At 66.3% G+C, this 13,293-nt stretch carries 15 protein-coding genes; 7 read left to right on the top strand and 8 right to left on the bottom strand.

Annotation, left to right across the window (positions count from 1 at the left end):
- Positions 1 to 11: 11 nt before the first annotated feature.
- A complete protein-coding gene (gcvA, locus tag FJ938_RS21740) occupies positions 12 to 944 on the top strand; it encodes a transcriptional regulator GcvA (RefSeq protein WP_140697246.1) in 933 nt (310 codons plus the stop codon).
- 21 nt (positions 945 to 965) lie between these two features.
- Here the strand turns inward: gcvA and FJ938_RS21735 are convergent, their stop codons facing one another.
- The 7 genes from FJ938_RS21735 to tsaD form a co-directional block, all read right to left on the bottom strand.
- Complete coding sequence (locus FJ938_RS21735) at positions 966 to 1,709, bottom strand: glycosyltransferase family 25 protein (RefSeq protein WP_140697243.1); 744 nt, start codon at positions 1,707 to 1,709, stop codon at positions 966 to 968.
- Positions 1,710 to 1,730: 21 nt separating this feature from the next.
- Complete coding sequence (locus FJ938_RS21730) at positions 1,731 to 2,147, bottom strand: DUF1761 domain-containing protein (protein WP_140612487.1); 417 nt, start codon at positions 2,145 to 2,147, stop codon at positions 1,731 to 1,733.
- A 50-nt stretch (positions 2,148 to 2,197) separates the two neighbouring features.
- On the bottom strand, positions 2,198 to 2,896 hold the full coding sequence (locus tag FJ938_RS21725; protein ID WP_181169155.1) for a methyltransferase: 699 nt from the start codon (positions 2,894 to 2,896) through the stop codon (positions 2,198 to 2,200).
- On the bottom strand, positions 2,851 to 3,276 hold the full coding sequence (locus tag FJ938_RS21720) for an EVE domain-containing protein (protein WP_140697238.1): 426 nt from the start codon (positions 3,274 to 3,276) through the stop codon (positions 2,851 to 2,853). The genes FJ938_RS21725 and FJ938_RS21720 overlap by 46 nt, the downstream gene beginning before the upstream one ends.
- Positions 3,277 to 3,364: 88 nt before the next feature.
- Complete coding sequence (locus FJ938_RS21715) at positions 3,365 to 3,661, bottom strand: YciI-like protein (protein ID WP_140697236.1); 297 nt, start codon at positions 3,659 to 3,661, stop codon at positions 3,365 to 3,367.
- Positions 3,662 to 3,681: 20 nt separating this feature from the next.
- Positions 3,682 to 4,698, bottom strand: a complete 1,017-nt coding sequence (locus tag FJ938_RS21710) for an NAD(P)H-dependent glycerol-3-phosphate dehydrogenase (protein WP_140697329.1) — start codon at positions 4,696 to 4,698, stop codon at positions 3,682 to 3,684.
- Positions 4,699 to 4,724: 26 nt separating this feature from the next.
- Positions 4,725 to 5,810: a tRNA (adenosine(37)-N6)-threonylcarbamoyltransferase complex transferase subunit TsaD gene (tsaD, locus tag FJ938_RS21705; protein ID WP_181165728.1), complete on the bottom strand. Its 1,086-nt coding sequence runs from the start codon at positions 5,808 to 5,810 to the stop codon at positions 4,725 to 4,727.
- 101 nt (positions 5,811 to 5,911) lie between these two features.
- On the opposite strand from tsaD, the gene hemC reads away from it, so the two are divergent.
- The 6 genes from hemC (at position 5,912) to FJ938_RS21675 (ending at position 11,996) form a co-directional block, all read left to right on the top strand.
- On the top strand, positions 5,912 to 6,838 hold the full coding sequence (gene hemC, locus FJ938_RS21700; RefSeq protein WP_140697234.1) for a hydroxymethylbilane synthase: 927 nt from the start codon (positions 5,912 to 5,914) through the stop codon (positions 6,836 to 6,838).
- Positions 6,839 to 6,840: 2 nt separating this feature from the next.
- Positions 6,841 to 7,557 carry a uroporphyrinogen-III synthase gene (locus FJ938_RS21695; RefSeq protein WP_140612499.1) on the top strand — a complete coding sequence of 239 codons (717 nt, stop codon included), beginning with the start codon at positions 6,841 to 6,843 and terminating at the stop codon, positions 7,555 to 7,557.
- A 109-nt stretch (positions 7,558 to 7,666) separates the two neighbouring features.
- Complete coding sequence (locus FJ938_RS21690; RefSeq protein ID WP_140697231.1) at positions 7,667 to 9,133, top strand: COG4223 family protein; 1,467 nt, start codon at positions 7,667 to 7,669, stop codon at positions 9,131 to 9,133.
- A 10-nt stretch (positions 9,134 to 9,143) separates the two neighbouring features.
- Complete coding sequence (locus FJ938_RS21685; RefSeq protein ID WP_140697228.1) at positions 9,144 to 10,745, top strand: heme biosynthesis protein HemY; 1,602 nt, start codon at positions 9,144 to 9,146, stop codon at positions 10,743 to 10,745.
- 36 nt (positions 10,746 to 10,781) lie between these two features.
- A complete protein-coding gene (locus tag FJ938_RS21680) occupies positions 10,782 to 11,261 on the top strand; it encodes a TerB family tellurite resistance protein (RefSeq protein WP_140612505.1) in 480 nt (159 codons plus the stop codon).
- Positions 11,262 to 11,279: 18 nt separating this feature from the next.
- The gene (locus FJ938_RS21675; protein ID WP_140697225.1) at positions 11,280 to 11,996 is read left to right on the top strand and encodes a glutamine amidotransferase; all 717 of its coding nucleotides are present in this window, start codon (positions 11,280 to 11,282) and stop codon (positions 11,994 to 11,996) included.
- Between the two features lie 17 nt (positions 11,997 to 12,013).
- On the opposite strand, the gene FJ938_RS21670 is transcribed toward FJ938_RS21675, so the two are convergent.
- Positions 12,014 to 13,252, bottom strand: a complete 1,239-nt coding sequence (locus FJ938_RS21670) for an MFS transporter (RefSeq protein ID WP_140612509.1) — start codon at positions 13,250 to 13,252, stop codon at positions 12,014 to 12,016.
- Between the last annotated feature and the right edge of the window lie 41 nt (positions 13,253 to 13,293).

Below are 13,293 nucleotides of genomic sequence, written 5' to 3'. Positions count from 1 at the left end.
TTCACGCGCTGATGGCGGCCCTGCTGCCGGGGACGCGGGCGCTGAGGACGCTGGAGGCGGCGGCCCGCCACCTCAATTTCACCCGCGCCGCCGACGAACTCGGCCTGACGCCGGCCGCCGTCAGCCATCAGATCAAGGAAATCGAGGATCAGCTTGGCATCGTGCTTTTCACGCGCACCAGCCGCACCATCCGGCTGACGGCGGCGGGCACGGTGCTGTTCGAAGCCGCGACCGATGCGCTCGACCTGCTCGGCAGGGCCGCCATGCGGGCGCGCAAGATGGCGCGCGGAACGGAATTTCTGAAGGTGACGCTGGACGCGCAGTTCGCGGCGAAATGGCTGATGCGGCGTGTCGAGGATTTCCGCAAGCAAAGGCCAGGCATCGAGCTCAGGTTCGACATCGCCTACGGGCTGCGCGATTTCGATCTCGACGATGTCGATGTCGGCATCCGCTTCGGCGCCGGCAAATATCCCGGGCTTTGCGCGCACCGCCTATTCGACAACATCATCATTCCGGTGTGCAGCCCGGGCCTTTTGACGTCGGGGCCGCCCCTGCGCGAGCCGCGCGACCTCTTCCAGCACACGCTTGCCCATATCGAATGGACGCGTCAGGGCGTGACATGGCCGAACTGGCGCATGTGGATGGCTGCGGCCGGCATCAACGATTTCGACGACAGCCGCACCGTCGTCTTCGGCACATCCACGGACGCGGTCCAGGCAGCGCTCGACGGCAACGCCGTCGCGCTCGCCGATTTCGCCATGGTGGCAAACGACCTTTCCGAGGGCCGGCTGGTGCGGCCCTTCGAGCTCAGCATCAAGGTTGCCCCCGAATACGCCTACTTCCTTGTCTATCCCAAAGCGGCGGCTGACGATCCCCGCATCGTCGCCTTCCGCGAATGGATCCTCGATGAGGTGGCCAGGACGCGCGCCACGGACAAGGGGTAGGCCGGCCGGCCAACCCTTCGCTCACGACCGGGCGTTGTAGCCGAAGATCATGCGGGTGTATTTTTTCCAGTTCCACTGCAATTTCTTATACAGAAGCGGGTGTGGTTTGCCGGCAACGGAAGTGTGGAAGGTGCCGTTCTCGCTGCCCTGTTCGGCGATAGGCCGCTCAAACCACAACATTTCGACCCCCAGTTCTTCGTCCATCCGTTCGATCTGGTGGTCGATTCCGGTAGATATCTTATTGCGGGCGATCCAGGCGCAACGGGCTTCGGCGACTGGGCGGGTGATGAGGTAGGAATCGGCGCATCTGGCATGCAATGCGGGATAGAGCCTTTGACCTCTGCGCAATTTCCAGCTCGGCGTGTAGTAGTTGCTGCCATTGCCGAGATAGATGACGGCCTTGCGCGCGGGGTCGCCGAGCTCGGCCAGCCCCTGCCGGAATTTGGCGACGAAGCCGCGAGCGAGGAAAACGTCATCCTCGAAGACCAGGCAATAGGGCAGGTCGGTCTCAAGGAAATCGCGCCAGATGCCGACATGTTTCAGCGCCAGCGAGACGGCCGCCGGGTGGGTAAAGGTTGGGGCGATCAACTCGTCGCGAATCTCCGGTGTGATATCCGGCCGGTCCCAGTCCGTATAGAAGTAGACGGGCACGCCGCGCCGCTCGAACTCGCGGACGATGTGGCGGCGCCGGTCGTCGTAGCCCTGCTTGACGTGGCAGATCCGGGTGAACACCAAGTCGCGCGGAAATCCGGACTCGTCTGCCATCGTCAATGTACCGTCATCCGTTCAGCCTGCCGCGGCGCCGAACCAACCGATCACCGCGCCGATGATCAACAGCACGCCCAGCCAGTGGCCGCCATCGATAAGGGTCAGGTCCCAGCCGAAATTCTCGTAGCGGTGGTTGACCGAAAGCGTCGTGGCGACGAAACCGAGCCAAAGTACGAAGCCGAAGACAAGCCCGGCCAGCAATGTCGGCTCGCCCCCGGTCATCGCTCCGACAACCAGCGCCATGATGCAGGCCATGACCAGTTCGGCGATGAAGCTGATGACGAAAGGCAGCGGCGATCTCTTCATCGTCGCCGGGTCGAGTTTGGCGGCCTTCAGCCAGGGCTTGCTCAAAGCCATGTACCAGGCTGCGCCGAACAGCCATGCGAGGATGGCGGCGGCAATCACCGCCAGCCAGTTCACTGCGGAAAAATCCATGAATTCCCCTCCGATGCGGATTTTATGGAAACGCCTGTTCGGCGACGGCGTCAAGCAAGTCGCCAGACGGTCGTGCGCTTGATCTCGGCGTCCTCGAGCGCCCGCGTCACCGGAACTTCGTAGACACCGAGCGGCTCTAACCCCGATCGCGGCAGATAGGACCGCCCAGGATCGCCGATCAGAATCTCGGCGCCGCGCCGTCCGAGAGCCGAAAACCACGGCATCAGCCGGTCGGCGAAAGGCTTGTCGTAGAAGACGTCGCCGGCCAGCACGACGTCCCAACCCATATCGGCGCCGATGCAGTCGGTGCCGAGGAATTCGATTTCGATGCCATTGGCCTGTGCATTGAGGCGGACCGCGGTCCCGCTGAACGGATCGATGTCGGCGGCGGTTACCCCGGCCGCGCCTGCCTTGGCGGCGGCGATGGCGACGAGGCCTGATCCCGAGGCGAAGTCGAGCACGCGCTTGCCCCGCACCGCGCCGGGATTGTCGATGGCATAGCGGGCGAGGCCTTGGCCGCCAGCCCAGGCGAAGGCCCAGAAGGGCGGCGGCAGGCCGATCTCGACCAGCTCGTCCTCGGTCCGCAGCCACAGATCGTGCGCCTCATCGGCAAGATGAAGCAGGATTTCGGGTACGTGCGGCGGCGCCATCAGCGCCGTGTTGTCGAGGATGAACTGCCTGGCGCTGTGCGGGGTGAGCACCGTCACGGGGCGGGTGTCAGGCCGCCCATGCGGCAGACTTCCTTCCATTCCGCCGGGGTCACCGGCTGCACGGAAAGCCGCCCGAGCCGCACCAGCGCCATGTCGGCAAGCTTCGGATTGGCCTTGACCTCTTCCAGCGTCGGCGGGTTCGGCATGTCGCTGACGGCCCGGATATCGACGCATTCCCAGCGCGGGTCGTCCGATGTGGTGTCGGGGTGGGCCAGCGCGCAGACCTCGGCGATGCCGACCACGTTCAGCCCCTCATTGGAATGGTAGAAGAAGCCGAGATCGCCGATCTGCATCGCCTTCATGTTGTTGCGCGCGGCGTAGTTGCGCACGCCGTCCCATTGCGTGCCGGCCTTGCCCTTGGCCTTCAGTGCCTCGAAGGAGAAAACCGAGGGCTCGGACTTGAACAGCCAGTAGTTCATCTCAGGGGTTCCTTACCGTTGTCGCAGTATATTACTATAGCGTCGGTGCTGCCCCGCCCTGCCCGATGACGGTTGCGCGACCGAACGATCATTCGTTCGCAGGCTTCATGAAGACCCAGTTCCACGCACGGATCTCGACGCTTTCGAACAGGCCGGCCTTGGCATAGGGGTCGGCTGCCGCGAGGGCTTGCGCGCTGGCCATATCAGGCGCTTCGATCATCACCAAGCTGCCGTCCGGCTTGCCGTCGAAGTCGAGGAAGGGGCCCGCAAAGGCAAGCCTCCCTTCGCTGATCAGGCCTTCCAGAAACGCCGCGTGCGCCGGCCTTGTATCGACGCGCAGCTGCAGGCTGTCGGGCTTGTCCTTGCAAATCAACGCAAACAGCATGGTCTCTAACTCCGGATCGTTCAGTCATTGGTTTCGGTTTTCAGCGGCCGTGTCATCAGCGCCGTCACGGCTTGGTCTATGGTCACCTTGCCGTCCAGTATGGCGGCGACGGCGGAAATGATCGGCGCGTCGATGCCACGCTCGGCGGCGATGCGGGCGGCGATCGCCGCCGTCGGCACGCCCTCGGCCAGCGGCAATCCGGAAAGCGTCTTGCCTTGCCCAAGCGCCAGCCCATAGGCGAAATTGCGCGATTGCGCCGACGAGCAGGTGAGCAGCAGGTCGCCAAGGCCGGAAAGTCCCATCAAGGTCTCGGGCCTGGCGCCGAAGGCGGCACCGATACGGCGCAGTTCGACGAAGCCGCGCGTCACCATGGCGGCCTGGGCGCTGGCGCCGAGCCCGGCGCCGGTCACCGCGCCGGCGGCAATGGCGAAGACATTCTTCAAGGCGCCGCCGATCTCGACGCCGATCAGGTCGCTGCTCGAATAGCAGCGCAGGTTCTCGGCGGAAAAGCGGGCGGCAAGGTCGGCGGCCAGCATCTCGTCACGGGCGGCGACAACCACCGCTGTCGGCAGGCCACGGGCGACGTCGGTTGCGAAGCTCGGGCCGGACAATGCCGCGACCGGATTTCGCGGCAGGATTTCTTCGACAATTGCCGACAGCAGGGCGCCGGTGTCGCGCTCGATGCCCTTGGCGCAGAGCACAAGCGGGATGCCCTCCGGCATATGGTCTTTCGCCGCCGCCAGCGTCGCTCGCAGCGACTGCGCCGGCGTCACCGCCAGCACGCAATCGGCGCCGGCGAGTGCCGTCTCGATGTCGCTCGTCGCCTCGATGCCGGGCGCGATGGCTATACCGGGTAAATAGCGCGGGTTCTCGCCACGGCCGATCGCGGCGACGGTTTGCGGGTCGCGCGCGTACAGGCGCACCGAATGGCCGGCGCGCAGCATGGCCAGCGCCAGCGCAGTGCCCCAAGCACCGCCGCCGAGCACCGTGACACGCCAGCCACTTTTGGCCGGATTGCCTGCGCCTTCATTGCCCATCTGCTGGCCGCACATGGCTTCACCGCTCATGCCTTGGCTCCGCGCCGGCCGGAGCCGACCATCGGCGCCGAGATGCTGTCCAGCGGCCAGCGCGAGCGCGGCACGAAATCGAAGCCGTTCTCCTGCGCCAGGCCTTCGCGCAGCCGCTCGATGCCGGCCCAGGCGATCATCGCCGCGTTGTCGGTGCACAGCTGCAGCGGCGGCGCGACGAAGGCGAAACCGGCCTCCGCGCAAAGCCGCTGCAGCGTCGCCTTGATCGTGCGGTTGGCCGCGACGCCGCCGGCAACAACTAATGCGGGCTGCTTGGTGCCGGGAAATGTTTCGCCGAACCGCTTCAGTGCGCGAGAAACGCGGTCGGCCAGCGCATCGGCGACCGCCGCCTGGAACGAGGCGCAGATGTCGGCGACATCCTGGTCGCTGAGCGGCTCGATCGCCGTCGCGGCCTGGCGCACGGCGGTTTTCAGCCCGGAGAAGGAAAAGTCGGGCTGCGCCGAGCCCTTCATCGGACGGGGGAAGGCAAAGCGTGTCGCGTCGCCCGATACCGCCGCCTTCTCGACATTCGGCCCACCGGGATAGGGCAGGCCGAGCATCTTGGCCGTCTTGTCGAAGGCTTCGCCGAGCGCATCGTCGATGGTGGTGGCCCAGCGCTGGTAGTCGCCGACACCGCGCACGGCCAGGATCTGCGTGTGGCCGCCGGAGACCAGCAGCAGCAGGTAGGGAAACTCGAGCCCGTCGGTCAGCCGGGCCGTCAAGGCATGGCCTTCGAGGTGATTGACGGCGATCAGCGGCTTGCCTGCCGCTGCGGCGATCGCCTTGGCCGTCATCAGCCCGACGATGAGGCCGCCGACCAGGCCGGGGCCAGCGGTGGCGGCGACCGCATCGATATCGGCAAGCGCCGTGGCCGAATCGGCAAGGGCTGCCTCGATGATGCCGTCCAGCGCCTCGACATGGGCGCGGGCGGCGATCTCGGGCACGACACCGCCAAAGGCGGCATGTTCCTCGATCTGGCTGAGCACCACGTTGGAGAGGATTTTCGGCGCGGCGTCGCCTTCCAGCGCCACGACGCTGGCGGCGGTCTCGTCGCAACTCGTCTCAATGCCCAGAACGCGGATCAATTCGTCGCTGTCTCCAGAGATTGTATGTCCGGGCGTTCCTCGTTAGGAGAGTGCCCGGAAACGCAAAGCCAGCCGGGGGTTATCACGGACCGCGCGCCATGCAAACAATCTTGAAAATCGGAACACGCGGCAGCCCGCTGGCCCTGGCGCAGGCGCATGAGACACAGGCGCGGCTGATGGCAGCGCATGGCCTGCCGGCGGAAGCCTTCGAGGTCGTCGTCATCTCGACCAGCGGCGACCGCATCCAGGACCGGCCACTGTCGGAAGCCGGCGGCAAGGGCCTGTTCACCAAGGAGATCGAGGAGGCGCTGCTCGCCGGCGTGATCGACATCGCCGTGCATTCGTCGAAGGACATGCCGACGCAACTGCCCGAAGGTCTGGAACTCTCCGCCTTCCTGCCGCGCGAGGATGCGCGCGACGCCTTTGTCGGCAAGGCGGCGAGGAGTATCGCAGAGCTGCCGCGCGGCGCGACGGTCGGCTCGTCGTCGCTCAGGCGGCAGGCGCTGATCCGCCGCATGCGGCCGGATTTAGACGTGGTGATGTTCCGCGGCAATGTGCAGACGCGGCTGCGCAAGCTCGATGAAGGCGTCGCCGCAGGCACCATCCTTGCCTATGCCGGGCTGAAGCGGCTCGGCCTCGACCATGTGATCACCGACCTGATGCCGCTCGACATCTTTCCGCCGGCGCCCGGCCAGGGCGCGATCGGCGTCGAGACGCGCATCGGCGACCGCGAGGTCGAGAAGATGCTGCTGGCCATCCATGACGTGCCGACCGGTCAGGCGCTGGCCTGCGAACGCTCTTTCCTGGCGGCGCTCGACGGCTCCTGCCGCACGCCGATCGCCGGCTACGCGGCTATCACGGCCGGAAAACTCTCCTTTTCCGGTCTGATCATTTCGCCCGACGGTACCCAGTCGCACGCGGTCGAGCTGCAGGGGGCAGCGCAGGATGCCGTCCGCATCGGCGAAGAGGCGGCGCGGACGGTGCGGGCCAAGGCCGGCGAAAAGTTCTTCGACGGCTGGCTCTGAAAATGCTTCGCGTCCTGGTGACCAGACCGGAACCGGGCGCATCGCGCACGGCGCGGCGGCTTCAGGATAAAGGTTTTCAGCCGGTTCTCCTGCCCCTGACCGAAACGGTGGCTTTGCCTGGCGATGCCCGGCTGGTTGCAGATGACGCTGTCGCCGTTGCCGTGACCAGCGCCAATGCCGTGCGCCATGCCCCAAAGGAGATGATGGCTGCGCTTGCCGCTCTGCCGTGCCATGCCGTCGGAACGAGGACGGCGGAAGCCGCACGCAAGGCGGGGCTCCTGTCGGTCTTTGAGGGTTCCGGCGATGCCGAGTCGCTTGCCGACGGCATTGTGGCGGCATTTCCCGGCAAAACCGTCGTCTATCTCTGCGGACGCGTGCGGTTTCCAATGTTCGAACAGCGGCTGGAGGCGGCTGGAGTGCGGGTTCGCGCGGTCGAAACGTACGACACGTTCCCGGTGCCGTATTCGGACGCGACCATTCTGGCGCGGCTGTCCGGCGAGCCGGTCGACGCGGTGCTGCTTTATTCGGCCAAGGCGGCTGTCGCGTTGCAGGTGCTGGCCGCAAGATCCGCATTGAAAGGGCTCTTTGAAAAAACAAGGGTTTTCGCGCTTTCCGCGCGCATCGCCGCTGCCTTCGCCGACAGCGCCGGCAAGTCAATTCGCATTGCCGCACGACCCGACGAGGAGGCAATGCTGGCGCTTTTGCCGGAGCGGCCGTGACCCGCGTCATCACACCGCCCCTTTTCACCGCTTGGTGATGTGCTAGACCCTTCTGAACCATCACGCGCCACCAGGCGTTGAGACGAAGCGAATTTTGCGGAGCCCAGGCATGGTCAAGACGCCGAAGATGCGACACTCGAAAAGCCGCCGCGAGCCGGTGACCATCGATCTCGAGCCCGGCGCCGTGTCCCGCATCGTCGACGAGGATGCCGCCAAGGACGCGGCCCAGACCGACGAGGCGAAGGCCGAGGAAGCCGCGAACGCCTCGCAGCCGGAAGCTCCGGAAGAGCCGGTGCATGCTGACCAGACCGATCTCGAACCTTGGGAGCATGCCGACGCCACGGGGCAGGCTGGAGCAGATGCGCCGGCGAATGCGGCGACCAAGGCCGCGGAACCGGAGATGCCTTACCCCGGTTCGGAGGCGCCGCCCGCCAAGCCCTTCGACTACAGCTTTGAGGACGCAAGCACGAAGGCCGGCGAGACCAACGCGGCTGCCGGAAAAACCGAGGCAAGGAGCGAATCGATGGCGGCACAGCCGAAGCGTGGCGGCGTCAACGGCATCGCTGCCGGCATCATCGGGGGTGTCATCGCACTGGTCGGCGCCGGCGGCCTGCAGTTCGCCGGCCTGCTCGGCGCGCCGGGTTCAGGCGCCGGTGTTTCACGCGACGGAGTCAACGGCCAGATCGCCTCGCTGAAGTCTGAAATCGCCGGCATGAAGGAAGCGGGCGGTGGCGACGCCTCGGCCAAGGTTGACGGCCTGTCGGCCGCACTCGATCAGGTCAAGAAGGATGTCGCGACGTTGAAATCGACGGTCGCACAGGGCGGCTCGGGTGACAGCGCCGGGCTTGCCGCACTCGGCGACAAGGTCAAGCAGATCGAAACGGCGGTCGCCGCCCTAGGCAAGGCCGGCAATGCGGCGCCGGTCGATCTCGGCCCGCTCAACGAAAAGCTGGCGGGTCTCGATGCGCTGGTGAAGTCGACCGACGAGGCGGCGAAGGCGCAGGAAGGCCGGCTCGCCGCGCTGGAGCAGTCGGTGTCGCAGCTTTCCGGCAAGGTCGAGGCGCAGGCGGGACAGCCGAAGATCGCGCTCGCCATCGCCGCCTCGGCGCTGAAGGCAGCGCTCGACCGTGGCGCGCCGTTCGCGACCGAACTCGATACGCTGGCCGCGATTTCGCCCAATGCGTCGCAACTGGCGACCTTGCGGCCCTATGCCGAAAAGGGGGTTCCGACCCGCACCGAGATCGCCTCGCAGATGGACGCCGCCGCCAATGCCATGGTCGCCGCCGCGACGCCTGTCGACCAGAACGCCGGCTTTTTGCAGAGCCTGATGTCGAGCGCCGAATCGCTGGTCAAGGTCCGGCCGATCGGCGCCGTCCAAGGTCCCGGCGCGCCGGAAACCGTGGCGCGCATGGAAGTGGCGGTCAAGCAGGGCGACTATGCCAAGGCGCTCAGCGAATACGACGCACTGCCGGAAGCCGCGAAGGCCGCCGGCGCCGACTTTGCCGGCAAACTGAAGGCGCGCATCGAGGTCGAAACCCAGGTCGACACGCTGATCTCCGGCGCGATGAAGGCATGAGGGCAACACGATGATCCGCCTGCTCGCCTTCCTCATCGTCGTTTTCGCGCTTGGGCTGGGCTTCGCCTGGCTTGCCGACCGGCCGGGCGACATGGTCGTCACCTTCAACGGCTATCAGTACCAGGTCAGCCTGATGGTGGCGGCGGTGGCCGTCGTCGCTGTCGTCGCCGCGGTGATGATCCTGTGGTGGCTGATCAGGTCGCTGTGGAACAGCCCTTACACCATCTCGCGCTATTTCCGCGTGCGCCGCCGCGACCGTGGCTATCAGGCGCTGTCGACCGGCATGATCGCCGCCGGCGCCGGCGACGGCGCGCTGGCCCGCAAGAAGACCAAGGAAGCGGCCAAGCTGATCCGCTCCGACCAGGAACCGTTGATCCATCTGCTCGAGGCACAGGCGTCGCTGCTCGAAGGCGACCATGAAGGCGCGCGGCAGAAATTCGAGAGCATGCTCGACGATCCCGAAATGCGGCTGCTCGGCCTGCGTGGGCTTTATCTGGAAGCTGAACGCCTGGGCGACCGCAACGCCGCCCGGCACTATGCCGGCCGTGCCGCGGTGATGGCGCCGCAACTGGCCTGGGCGGCCGAATCGACGCTGGAGGAGCTGACCGCGCGCGGCGACTGGGACGGCGCCCTGAAGCTGGTCGAGGCGCAGAAGTCGACGCGGCAGATCGAACGCGACGCGGCCAGCCGCCGCCGCGCCGTGCTGTTGACCGCCAAGGCGCAATCGCTTGCCGACAGCGATCCCGCCGCCGCCAGGACAGCGGCAATCGAGGCCAACAGACTGCGGCCGGATTTCGCGCCTGCCGCCGTCGCCGCCGCCGCCGCGCTGTTCAAGCAGAACGACGTGCGCAAGGGATCGAAGATCCTGGAAACGGCCTGGCGGACCGAGCCGCATCCCGAGATCGCCGAGCTCTACACCCATGCGCGGCCGGGTGACGCCGTGCTCGACCGGCTCAACCGGGCCAAGAAACTGCAGGAGATGAAGAGGAACCACGCCGAATCGTCGATGACTGTGGCGCGCGCGGCACTCGATGCGCAGGATTTCGCCACCGCCCGCCGCGAGGCCGAGGCCGCGATCCGGATGGACCGGCGCGAGGGCGCGTATCTGCTCCTCGCCGATATCGAGGAAGCCGAGACCGGTGACCAGGGCAAGGTCAGGCAGCTGCTCTCCAAGGCAGTGCGGGCGCCGCGCGACCCGGCCTGGGTGGCGGATGGCGTGGTTTCGGAACGTTGGGCGCCGGTATCGCCCATCACCGGCCGGCTCGACGCCTTCGAGTGGCGCGCCCCGATGGAGCGCCTCGGCCAGCTGATCGACAGCCACGACGACGCGCCGGATGGAGCGGTCGCGGCAATCGAGGCGCCAGCCAAACCGGTGCCGGAAAAGCCGATCGACGTCATCGATCATGTCGCCCAGGCCAACGAGGCGACAAGCAAGGAAACCGAAAGCCGCGACGACCATGTCACCCCTGTCACCGCCGCGGCGTTCGCGGCGGTGCCGGCCGGTGCCGAGGCCGTCGAGCCGGCGGAAGAGCTGACGCGGTTGCCGGACGATCCGGGCGTCGATCCGGACGACGAGGCGGGAAAGTCACCGCGCCGCTTCCGGCTGTTTTGATCTGGGCCAGTCGTCTGGCCGTTTGGGAATGGATTGATGTTCGAGCGCGTGCTGTCGTTTCTCAGGGAATTGCCGACCGGCGCCGGGATCCGCCCGAGCGCGGATGATCCGCGCGTCGCCGCATCGGCACTGCTCTATCATGTGATGAATGCCGACGGCGTGCGCCAGGATGTCGAATGGGAGCGCTTCAAGGCGGTGCTGGCGCAGACCTATTCGATCAGCGGCGCCGAACTCGAAGCGCTCGCCGCCGCCGGCGAACGCGCCGACAATGAGGCAATCGACCTCTATGCCTTCACCAGCGTGCTCAAGCGGCATCTCGACGCCGAGGGACGCAAGGCGTTCATCGGCCTGATGTGGGAGATCGTCTATGCCGATGGCGAACTGCACGAGCTCGAGGACAATACGGTCTGGCGCGTCGCCGAGCTGATCGGCGTCGAGCGCCACGACCGGATCGAGACGCGCCGCAAGGCGGCGGCGCAGGCGCCGGGCGCCCGTGGGACATCGAGCGACGAATAGACGGGAATTCGCCTGCCGATGCCGCGCACAACGAGGTCGAATCCAAAAATCCTGATCGTGCTGCATCAGGAGAATTCGAGCCCCGGACGCGTCGGCCATATGCTGCTCGAAGAGGGCTTTGACCTCGACATCCGCCGCCCGCCGCTGGGCGATGTTCTGCCGGAAACACTGGACCATCATGCCGGCACCGTGGTGTTCGGCGGGCCGATGAGCGCCAATGACGAGGACGAGTTCGTCCGCCGCGAAACCAGTTGGCTCGAAGTTCCGCTCCGGGAAAACCGGCCGCTGCTGGGCATCTGCCTTGGCGCGCAGATGCTGGTCAATCATCTCGGCGGCAAGGTCGAGGGTCACGGCGAAGGGCTGGTCGAGATCGGCTGGTATCCGCTCACGGCCACCGAGGCTGGCAAGAAGCTGATGCACTGGCCCGAAATGGTCTACCAGTTCCATCGCGAAGGTTTTTCGCTGCCCAGGGACGCGACCTTGCTGGCGACGGCGGAAACCTATCCCAACCAGGCCTTCCGCTACGGCGACAATGCCTGGGGCATCCAGTTCCACGGCGAACTCACAAGGGTGATGATGCAGGGCTGGGTGGTGCGCGGCGCGCACCGCTTCGAGCTGCCAGGCGCGCAGCCCGGCCGCGATCATCTCGGCGGCCGGCTGATCTGGGACATGCATTTGAAGCGCTGGCTGGATGAGTTCCTGCGCATGGTCTTCGGCAGGCCGGCGGTGCCGTAGGATTACGGCGTTGCGCGTCAGTTGCGGCCGTTGAGGTGACGAACCTTGCGCAGCTGAGGGAACAGGTAAGCCCACAGGCCGGCTACCGCGATGGCGCCGACGCCGCCGATCACGACTGCCGGAACGGTGCCGATCAGCGCCGCCATGGTGCCGGCGCGGAATTCGCCGAGCTCGTTGGAAGCGCCGACGAAAACCTGGTTGACGGCGTTGACGCGCCCGCGCACCGCGTCCGGGGTCCATAGCTGGATCAGCGTCTCCCGGATGTAGACGCTGAACATGTCGGTGGCGCCGAGGAAGGCAAGCGCCACGATCGACAGCGATGTGAGGGTCGACAGACCAAACAGCACGGTGAAGGCGCCGAACGCCGCCACGAAGCCGAGCATGATCTTGCCGGCATGGTTGCGGATCGGGTGCCCGGCCAGCCACACCGCGACGCAAATGGCCCCAATGCCTGGCGCGGAACGCAGCAAGCCGAGCCCCCAGGGGCCAAGTTCCAGAATGTCGCGGGCATAGACCGGCAGCAGCGCCGAGGCGCCGGACAGAAGCACGGCAAAAAGGTCGAGCGAGATGGCGCCGAGCACGATCTTCTCGCCCCATATATAACGGAAGCCGGCAAACAATGTCTGCATGGTGGGCTTGTCGGTCGACGTCTGCTGGGCGGGCTTCGGGATGGTGAAGATGAGCAACGCCGCAGCGAGCATCAGGATCGCCGCTGTGGCATAAGCCACTTCGGCCGAGACGCCATAGAGCAGGCCGCCGGCAACCGGACCGATGATGGTCGCCGTCTGCCAGGCGGACGAATTCCAGGCGATCGCGTTGGCGAAATCCTCCTGCGGCACGAGATTGGCGAACAGCGACGACGATGCCGGCCCGTAGAAGGCGCGGGCAATTCCGAACACGACGAGCACGGCGAAGATCGGCAACGGGCTGGTAAGGACGTTCAGCGTCAGGAACAGCAGAGCCAATGCGCAGCCAGCCTCGATCAGCGTCGACAGCGTCATGATCAGCCGACGGCCGAAGCGGTCGGCAACGACGCCGGTGACCAGCACCAAAAGCAGTGACGGCAGGAACTGGACAATGCCGACGATGCCGAGGTCGAATGGATCGCGCGTCAGGTCATAAATCTGCCAGCCAACGGCGACCGACACGATCATGGTCGCGAAGGTGGTGAGGAAGCGTGCCGTCCAGTAGCTGAGGAACGGACGGTGCCGAAACGCGGCGTAGCGCTGGTCCGGCGAAGTTTGTGCGGCAGTCATGAATAGAGCCCCATTGCGATGGCACTGGAGCGACGTGCATC

Source organism: Mesorhizobium sp. B2-4-14 (genome assembly GCF_006442155.1).
Taxonomy (GTDB): domain Bacteria; phylum Pseudomonadota; class Alphaproteobacteria; order Rhizobiales; family Rhizobiaceae; genus Mesorhizobium.
Note: the sequence above shows the minus strand (reverse complement) of the source record. Positions and strands in the feature narration are given on the sequence as shown.